The 8762-nt window shown below is 73.1% G+C and carries 5 protein-coding genes and 2 pseudogenes; 3 read left to right on the forward strand and 4 right to left on the reverse strand.

The window, feature by feature from the left end; genetic code table 11:
• From TR50_RS46875 to TR50_RS22495, 3 genes and pseudogenes are all read left to right on the forward strand, one after another.
• Window positions 1-288 (forward strand): annotated as a pseudogene (locus TR50_RS46875) (hypothetical protein); the annotation flags it as partial.
• 52 nt (window positions 289-340) lie between these two features.
• A complete protein-coding gene (locus TR50_RS22490; RefSeq protein WP_042424673.1) occupies window positions 341-3091 on the forward strand; it encodes a bifunctional acetate--CoA ligase family protein/GNAT family N-acetyltransferase in 2751 nt (916 codons plus the stop codon).
• A gap of 49 nt (window positions 3092-3140) precedes the next feature.
• Complete coding sequence (locus TR50_RS22495; protein WP_042424676.1) at window positions 3141-4001, forward strand: universal stress protein; 861 nt, start codon at window positions 3141-3143, stop codon at window positions 3999-4001.
• Between the two features lie 1254 nt (window positions 4002-5255).
• Here TR50_RS22495 and TR50_RS22500 read toward each other — a convergent pair.
• The 4 genes and pseudogenes from TR50_RS22500 to TR50_RS22515 form a co-directional block, all read right to left on the reverse strand.
• The gene (locus TR50_RS22500) at window positions 5256-6137 is read right to left on the reverse strand and encodes a universal stress protein (RefSeq protein ID WP_042424679.1); all 882 of its coding nucleotides are present in this window, start codon (window positions 6135-6137) and stop codon (window positions 5256-5258) included.
• 192 nt (window positions 6138-6329) lie between these two features.
• On the reverse strand, window positions 6330-7337 hold the full coding sequence (locus TR50_RS22505; protein WP_236654533.1) for an Acg family FMN-binding oxidoreductase: 1008 nt from the start codon (window positions 7335-7337) through the stop codon (window positions 6330-6332).
• A 36-nt stretch (window positions 7338-7373) separates the two neighbouring features.
• Window positions 7374-8001: pseudogene (locus TR50_RS22510) on the reverse strand (CBS domain-containing protein).
• Between the two features lie 22 nt (window positions 8002-8023).
• Window positions 8024-8254 (reverse strand): DUF1918 domain-containing protein, encoded by a 231-nt coding sequence (locus tag TR50_RS22515; RefSeq protein WP_052441225.1) that lies wholly within the window; start codon window positions 8252-8254, stop codon window positions 8024-8026.
• Window positions 8255-8762: the final 508 nt, after the last annotated feature.

Here is an 8762-nt window from a genome sequence, read left to right on the forward strand (position 1 = left end):
GCCCAGGCCTTCGAGCAGCACCCGCAGCTGGCCGTGCTCGCCACCGACCACGACCGGCCCGCCGACTGGCTGCGCGCCGGACTCGCCCTGCAGCACGTGCTGCTGCTGGCCACCCTGGACCAGGTGCGGGCCTCGCTGCTGCACCAGGCCGTCGAGTGGCCGGACCTGCGCTGGCTGCTGCGCGACCCACACAACGGACCGGAACACGTGCAGATCCTGATCCACCTCGGCTACGGCCCCGAAGGCACCCTGACCCCGCGCCGGGCCGCGAGCCGCGCTCTCAGCTGAACCCTTCTCCCTCTTGCGGACGTCGGACTTCCGCTCCCGAAAGGCGACAGTCATGGTCACCTCGCACGACCGTCCCCGCAACGCCGAGGTCCTGCTCGCCGACGGCACCGTCGTCACCATCCGCCCGCTGCGGACGGACGACCACGACGCGGTCCTGGACCTGCACGCGCACCGGATGTCGCCGGAGAACCAGCGGCTGCGCTTCTTCGGCATCAGCCGCCGAGCACCGGAGCTGACCGCCGACCGGCTCTGCGCCCCGGCCCGCCCCGGCTTCGTCGCGCTCGGCGCGTTCGAACCGGACGGCGGGCAGTTGGTCGGCGTCGCCGAGTACGAGGCGGAGGCCGAGACCCCGGCCCGGGCGGAAATGGCCGCGGCCGTCGCCGACGACTGGCACCACCGGGGCGTGGCCACCCTGCTCATCGAGCACCTCGTCCACACCGCCCGCTCGGACGGCGTCCGGGTGCTGGTCGCCGAAACGCTCGGGGACAACTTCGCCATGCAAAAGGTCTTCTCCGACCTCGGTCTGGCAGTCAAGCGTCACTGGGCCGACGGCGAGGTCCGGTTCGAAGCGGTCCTGGACGAGACCGCCGCCCCGTACCTGGACGCCGTGGAGGCCCGCGGCAGCCGGGCCGACATCGCCAGCCTGCGACCGCTGCTGCGGCCGCGCTCCGTCGCCCTCGTCGGCGCCTCGCGTCGGCCCGGGACCGTGGGGCACAGCCTGCTGCTGAAGATCCGCCACGGTGGGTTCACCGGCCCGCTCTGGCCGGTGAACCCGCACGCCGCGCGGATCGACGGCCTTCCGTGCTTCCCGTCCCTCGACGCACTCCCGGAGGTACCCGACCTAGCCGTCCTGGCCGTCCCCGCCGCACAGGTGGCAGCCGTCGCCGAAGACTGCGGCCGACGGGGTGTCCGGGCCCTGGTGGTGCTCGCCTCCGGTTTGACGCGTGCTCAGTCCGCCGGACTGCTCGCCTCCTGCCGCCGGCACAGCATGCGCCTGGTCGGCCCGAACTGCCTGGGCCTGGCCGTCACGGACCCGCTCGTCAGCCTGGACGCCGAGTTCGGCCGGACAACCCCGCAGCCCGGCGGCGCGGGTGTCGCCGTCCAGTCCGGTGGTGTCGGGATCGCGCTGCTGGAGCAGCTCGACGCGCTCGGCATCGGCGTCTCCGACTTCGTCTCCCTCGGCGACAAGTACGACGTCAGCGGCAACGACCTGCTCCAGTGGTGGGAGCAGGACGGCCGCACCCGTCTGGCCCTGCTGCATCTGGAGTCCTTCGGCAACCCGCGCGCCTTCTCCCGCACCGCGCGACGTGTCACCCGACGCATTCCCGTCCTGGCCGTCGACGCCGGGCGCTCGGTCGCCGGGCGTCGCGGCGCCGCCTCGCACACCGCCGCCGCGGCGACCCCGACCGTCACCCGGCAGGCGCTGTTCACCCAGGCCGGCATCACGGCCACCCACTCGATCGCCGAACTCGTCGAGATCGCAGCACTGTTGGACTCCCAGCCGCTGCCCGGCACGAGCGGCAAGGTTGCCGTCGTCTCCAACGCGGGCGGCATCGGCGTGCTCGCCGCCGACGCCTGCACCGACCACGGCCTCACCGTCCCCGAACTGCCCGCCCCGCTCGCCCTGCGCCTGGCCGACCTCCTGCCGCAGGGCGCGTCCACGGCCAACCCCGTCGACACCACCGCCGCGGCCCCCACCGGGACCCTGGTCGCGGCCGTCGATCTGCTCACCGAATCCGGCGCAGTCGACGCCGTGCTGCTCTGCCTGGCTCCGACCGCACTCGGCGCGGGCCAGAGCGCCGAGGAGGCCCTCGCCCCCTTGCTGGTCGGCCGCGGACGACGGCCCCGTCCGCTCGCGGCCGTAGTGCTCGACCAGCACGCGCCGGTGCGCTTCCTGATCTGCGCCGACGGCACGCGCATCCCCGCCTACGCGGACGCCCAGTCTGCGGCCCGCGCCCTCGCCCGGGCCTTGGAGCGCTCCCGCTGGCTGGCGCAGCCGTTGTCGACGGAGCGGGCGACACCCGGATGCCGCCCGGTCGACGCCGCTGCGCTGGTGGAGCGCCACCTCGCGACGCACCCGGACGGCGGCTGGCTCGCGCCGCCGCTGGTGGCTGAGCTGTTGGCCTGCTACGACCTGCCACTGGCCGATGCGATCTGGTGCGGGGACGAGGACGCGGTCGTCCGGGCCGCCACCGCGCTGGCCCGCACGGGTGAGAACCGTGAGGTGGTGCTCAAGGCCCACTGGCCCGGTCAGATCCACAAGACCGACCTCGGCGCCGTCCGGATCACCTCCGCCGCCGAAGACCATGTCCGCGCCGCGTACCGGGACTTCACCGCCCGCTTCGGCGAGCGGATGGACGGCGTGCTCGCCCAGCCGCGTCAGTCGCCGGGAACGGAGCTGCTCGCGGGCGTCGTCCAGGACCCGGTCTTCGGCCCGCTCGTCGTCTTCGGAGCCGGCGGCACCATCGCCGACCTCCGCGACGACCGCACGGCCCGACTCGCCCCGCTCACCGACGCCGACATCCGCGCCATGATCACCTCGCTGCGCACCACGCCGCTCCTCTTCGGCTACCGCGGCAGCCCGCCCGTCGACCTGGACCGGATCGAGGACCTCCTGGCCTGCCTCGGCCGCATGGCCGCCGACCTCCCGCAGGTGGCCGAGGCCGACCTCAACCCGCTGATCTGCGGGCCGGACGGTGTGGTCTGCGTCGACGCCCGCGTACGGCTGGCCCCGAGCCCCACTCCCGACCCCTACCTGCGCCGTCTGCGCCGCCTCCCCGACGCCCCCGGCGAACCGGCCTGAGGCCCCCAGTCACCCGCTCGCACTGCTCCTGCGGAAGGAATCGACCGACATGGCACTCCCATTGATCGTCGGCTTCGACGGATCCGCACTCAGCCTGGCGGCCGCGGAATGGGCTGCGACGGAGGCGACTCTGACGGGCGCACCGGTGCGACTGGCCCACGACCACTGGCCGTACCGCGAAGACACCCCCGTCCCGGAGGCCTACATGCGGCTCCGGGACGAGGCGGCCGCCTTGCTCGCACGGACTGTGTCCGACCTGCGCTGCCGCCACCCCGGTGTCCAGGTCGACTGGGAGCTCCTCCCGGGCGAGGCCCCGACCCAGCTCCTAGATGCGGCCGAGGACGGCAGCACCCTCGTCCTCGGCTCACGCGGCACCGGCGGCTTCACCGGCCTGCTGCTCGGCTCGACCGCCCTGGAGGTGGCCGGCCACGCCGCACACCCCGTTGTGTTGGTCCGCGACCGGGTCGCCCCGCGCTCCCTGTGCCACGAGGTCGTCCTGGGCCTGGAACTCGAAACCGGCCAGGTCCAGGCCCCCGTCGTCGAGTACGCCCTCGCCGAGGCGGAGCACCGGAGCATGCCGTTGCGAGTCGTCCACGCCTGGCAACCGCCCTTCTGGCGCTCCGTCGGCCCGATCCCGCCGAGCGAGGCCGAGCGGAGGGCGTTCCACGAGGACGCGACCGAGCGACTGCGGGAGCTCGTACTGCCCTCGGCCGAGAAGCATCCGGACGTCAAGCTGCACTTCGATGTCCGTCCCGGCAGCGCGGCCCACGTGCTGGTCGACGCGGCCCGCGACTGCGACCTCCTGGTACTCGGCCGCCGCCGGCACCGCGCCGTCTCCGCGCTCGGCCCCACCGCCCACGCGGCCATCCACTACGGGCACAACCCGACCGCGATCGTTCCGTACCCCTGACCTCGTGGACCCGACCTCCGTAGAGAGACAACACGTCCGAGGGAGATGAGCCTTGATGCATGTCTCGATCGTCTACGAGAGCCTCTTCGGCAACACCCACCAGATCGCCCAGGCGATCAGAGAGGGGATCCAGTCGTCCCATCCGGAGGCCGAGGTCGACTGCGTTGGTGTGGACCAGGCCGACCCCGACCGACTGGGCCCGGTCGACCTGCTCATTGTCGGAGGCCCTACTCACATGTACGGCATGACCTGGAGCCTCTCGCGAAAGTTGGGCCGGGGATCCGAACGGATGAGCGCGAGCCCCGGGCATGAGCTCGACCCGGGTGCCGAAGGCCCTGGAGTCCGCACCTGGCTTCGCAACCTGCCGAAGACCGACACCCACACGCACGCCGCAGCCTTCGACACCCGCACCGCCTCCCCCACCTCCGGTGGGGCCGCATACGGCATCGCCCGCCCGCTTGCGCAGCCACGGCTACGACTTGGTCGCCAAGCCGAGAGGATTCCTCATCGAGGGCGCCGCCGACGGCCCGCTGCGCGACGGCGAAGTCGAGCGCGCCCGAAGCTGGGCCGCCACCCTGGCGTGACCGAACGGGCCGACCGGCAGCGCCCCCGGGGTCGACCGGACCTCCTCAGCGGCCTGACCGGGCGACATGGTGAGGGTGTCAGCGACGAACGCCGGATGGAGGGTGGAACGCGATGAACGCCAAATACCGCCTCGCTGCCAGTCGCCGGGCCGCGCACCGCCGCCACAGGCGCGAGGTCCAGGGAGACCCGGACCTGCTGGCGCTGCTGCGCGCGGCGGCAGCCATCGGGCGGCCGCGGCCGGAGCCCGATCTTTCCGCGCGGCCTGTGGCCCGAAGCCCGTCGGCCTGGAGGCAGCCCTGATGTCGACCGCAGGCATCACCGACCTCTACGAGGTCACCATGGCGCTGTCCTACCTCCGGGAGGGCGTGACCGCGTCCGCCACTTTCAGCCTCAACACGCGCTCCCTGCCACCGGACCGGGGCTTCCTGGTCAGCGCCGGTCTGGAGCCGGCATCCGACTACCCCGAGGCGTTCCACGTCGACGAGGAGGACATCGCGGCCTTCGCCCACGCCCTCCACCCCCTCCGAAGGACCTCGCCGCTCTGCGGGGCCAGCGCCCCTCGGTCGGCTGTCGGGCCACACGTAGCGGGGCCGCCCCCGCATGGACGGCGAAAGGCCCTCTGCCCCGGATTGATCAGCGCGACCAGGCACCCCGTCCGTCTGAGGACCGTCACGGCATCCCGGTGTACTGCGGCGGCACGACCACGAGTGGGCCATGCGTGTGGTGGACGAGGGAGCGAGTCGTGGACCCGAGCAGCGCCTCGCGCCAGCCGCTGCGCCCGTGGCTGCCGACGACGAGGCAGCGGGCGAGCCGGGCACGTTCGGTGAGCAGGTGCGCCGGGTAGCCGGTGAAGACCTCACGGTCCGTTTCGACCTGCGGGTACTTCTCGTGCCATCCCGCCAGCGCCTCAGCCAGTTCCAGCCGCGCCCCCTCGTCGTCTTCCGACCGGGCATCGCTGCGTGATGTGCGCACCTCGACGGCGACAAGGCGGGCACCGGTGAGGTCCGCCTCCTCGAAGGCGTAGGCCAACGCGGCCTCGGAGGCCGCCGATCCGTCCACGCCGACCACCACGGCGCCGCCGTGCTCCGGCTGCGGCTCGCCCCGCTGCGGCACCAGCGCCACGGGGCAGGGCACCTGCCCGAACAGTCCGGCGCCCCGGCTGCGAACGAAGGGCGCCTCCACGTCGCCCAGCTGCCTCGTCCCCAGCACCACCTGGGATGCCTCCGCGCCGAACCGGCGCAGGACACCATGCGGACTCCCCTCGGCCAGTACCAGGCTGACGTCCAGCTCGGGATGGAGTTGCAGTGCCTCCGCGCGCGCCGTGTCCACCAGTGCCCGGCCGGTGGCACGGAAGTGAGCCGCCCACAGATGGCCGCGCTCGCCCGGCTCGGTGGCCGGGGGGACCGCCGAGGGCCATTCCTGCGCGTGCACGATCAGCAACGGCAGTCCCCGCAGCGCCGCCTGGTCGGCGGCCCAGCGGACCGTCCACACAGCGGCTTCGGAGTGGGACACACCGACGAGGACGGGCCGTCGTCCGTTCGGAACGTTCATGGCGGGCTCCTCCACTCGTGCCGCGTCCTGCGCGCGTCCTCGCGCCTCCGGTTTCCACGGTCGCCCACGGCATACGGGCTTTCCAGGGCCCTTCAGCCCGCCGACCGGCCCTCGTTGAAGCGAGCCCGAAGACGGCGTGGGGCGCTGCTCTGGCCGGGTGATCGGCATTCAGCCTCGCCGGTCCGACTGGGTTCAGTCGATCTGGAGGATCTCGGTGACGGGGCGACGCGGGGTCGCAGCGCCAGGCGGGCCGTAGCCGAGGCGCAGGATGATCTGGACGTAGCCGGGGCCGGTCTCCGGGTCGCGCAGCTGCCAGCGCGTGTCGGGCCACTCGACGGCCTGGTGCAGCACCGAGCCGTGCACGTCGTTCAAGGTGGCGAGCAACCAGACCCGCTCCAGGGCCATGCCGGTGCGCACCCAGGCAGTGCGGTCGTCGTGCGCGGTGGTGAAGGTGGCGAGCTGCGGCAGCGGCTCGAAGCGGGCCGAGGCCGGGGCTCCGTGGGGAGGGTGTCCGGTGAAGCTGCGCACGGGGACGCGCGCGTCGCGGTCCAGTGGGCCGAGCGCCTCGGCCGGGATGCCGTCGGCCGCCGGGGCCTCCAGATGCACCCAGCTGCGCGTCTCCGCCTCACGGGTGACATCCGCGGCAGTGCGGCGCTCCGCCTCCGTCGTCAGGGCCAGCACCCGTCGAGTCTCCGCCTCCTCCAGCATGGCGAGCACCACGCCTTCACGGTCGGCGACCACGATCAGCTCGCCGACGAGCCGCTCGGGCACGTCGCGGTTGGTGAACGGCCGCCGGCTGCTGTGGCGCTGGGCGATGGCGGGGTAAAGCGCGGCGTCGGGGTGCGGTCCGATGCCCGGCGTCGGCTGGTCGAAGGTGAGCGCGGCGACCAGGTCGGGCCGCGTCGGATCGGGGAGCAGGCGCAGTCGGGTCTCCAGGCCCAGCGAGGCTGCGGCGACGCGGATGTTGAGCAGCGCGGCGCCGATCGAGACGTGCAGCGCCCGCCCCATGGGATCGGTGACCGGCACTGCCCGGGAGGGGTCCTGACAGACCAGCAGGCCGTGCCGGTCCTCGGTTGCGCGGAAGTGCCAGGGCTGGCTGTTGTGCAGCGAGGGCGCAGCGCCCCCGGCAGCGGCGAGCCATGAGTACCGATCCGTTGTCAGGGCATCGGCGGCGTAAGTGCGGGGGGAGTTCTCGGTCATGGCGGCCGCCTCCTGGGTTCCGGCCGAACCTATGGCTCAGCGATCGATGAGCGTCTGTCCGCTGACGTCCCACTGGACGTCGACCACGCCCTCCACCGCGCGCGCCAGCCGTGCCGCGACAGGGACGAGCGTGGTGTCCGCCAGTCGGCCGGTCAGCGTGACCACGCCGTCGGCGACGTGGACGACGACGCCGGTGGCGTCCCCTCCGAAGAGGTAGGCGACGACCTCTCGGCGGATCTCCTCCGCGATCTCCTCGTCCGGGCGCAGGAAGACCTTCAGCAGGTCGGCCCGGCTGACGATGCCAGCGAGCATGCCCCACTCGTCCACCACCGGCAGCCGCTTGACGTGGTGCTGGGCCATCTCCCTTGCCGCCTGGGCGAGGGTCGCGTCAGCGCGCACGGTGACCGCGGGCGCGGTCATCAGCTCGCCCGCAGTGAGCGCGCCCGCCTTGGCCATGTCGCCGAGGCGGCGCAGTTGTTCGGGGCGGCTGGGTTCGCTGGTCGCGGAACTCCTCCTTGGGCAGCAGGTCCGCCTCGGAGACGACGCCGACGACGCGGCCTTCGCCCGCGGTCACCGGGACGGCGCTGACCTGCCACTGGTTCATCAGCGCGACGATGTCCTTGAAGGGGGCGTCCTGGCCCACCGAAACAACGGTCTGCGTCATCACGTCACTGACGACGTGCGGGCTACCGCTTCCGTACATGGCTGCCGCCTCCGATCGTGTCCGGGTGGGCGAGGTGGACGAGGTGCGCGTCCGGCCCGGGGCAGAAGACGGTGGTCCGGCCGTCGTCGGACCAGCGGACGTCGAACGGCGGACTGCCGTCGAGGTGGTGCAGGCCGACGACCTCGCCGTCGCGCCGCACGACGCCGGGACGCGTGCCGTCCACGACGATCTGGTCTCCGAGTGTCGCGTGCATCGCCGGCTCCTCTCCTTGCTTGCTCACGATCGGGCCCGGGCACCGGGCCGCGGTTCGCACGGGCCGATCGCCTGGCTTCGCGGCTCGTCCAAACCGGTGCCCAGGCTGGCTGACCCGTCGACCGTGGCGATCAGCGGACGGGTCATCGCCGTGTTCCTTCCGTTCGAACCACCTACCGCCCGTCCAGTGCCGCAGCGGCTCGTCTCCCAGCTTTCGCTCCTGCCAAGGCACCGGACAAGGGCCTTCCGGTCCCCTGTTGCCCGCTCTCGTGCCGTCGCCGCAGGTCCGGCTGGGCCGCTCGGTCCCGTCCGGCAGGCCCGAAGGGCCCTTCGTGCCGCATCTTCACCAGTGCCTCGGTGGTCCGTCGGGGCCGGACCTGCCCACCCCGTCCGGCCGCCCTCTGCCGTACTGAAGCTGCGCTCGAGTGCTCGCCCGACCGATGTCGACCGTCGGGCCGCGTTCGAAGGGCTGACCGGCGCCAGTCCGGGGCCGGTCAGCCCTTCGAACG

Source organism: Streptacidiphilus anmyonensis (genome assembly GCF_000787855.1).
In the GTDB taxonomy this organism is placed as follows: domain Bacteria; phylum Actinomycetota; class Actinomycetes; order Streptomycetales; family Streptomycetaceae; genus Streptacidiphilus; species Streptacidiphilus anmyonensis.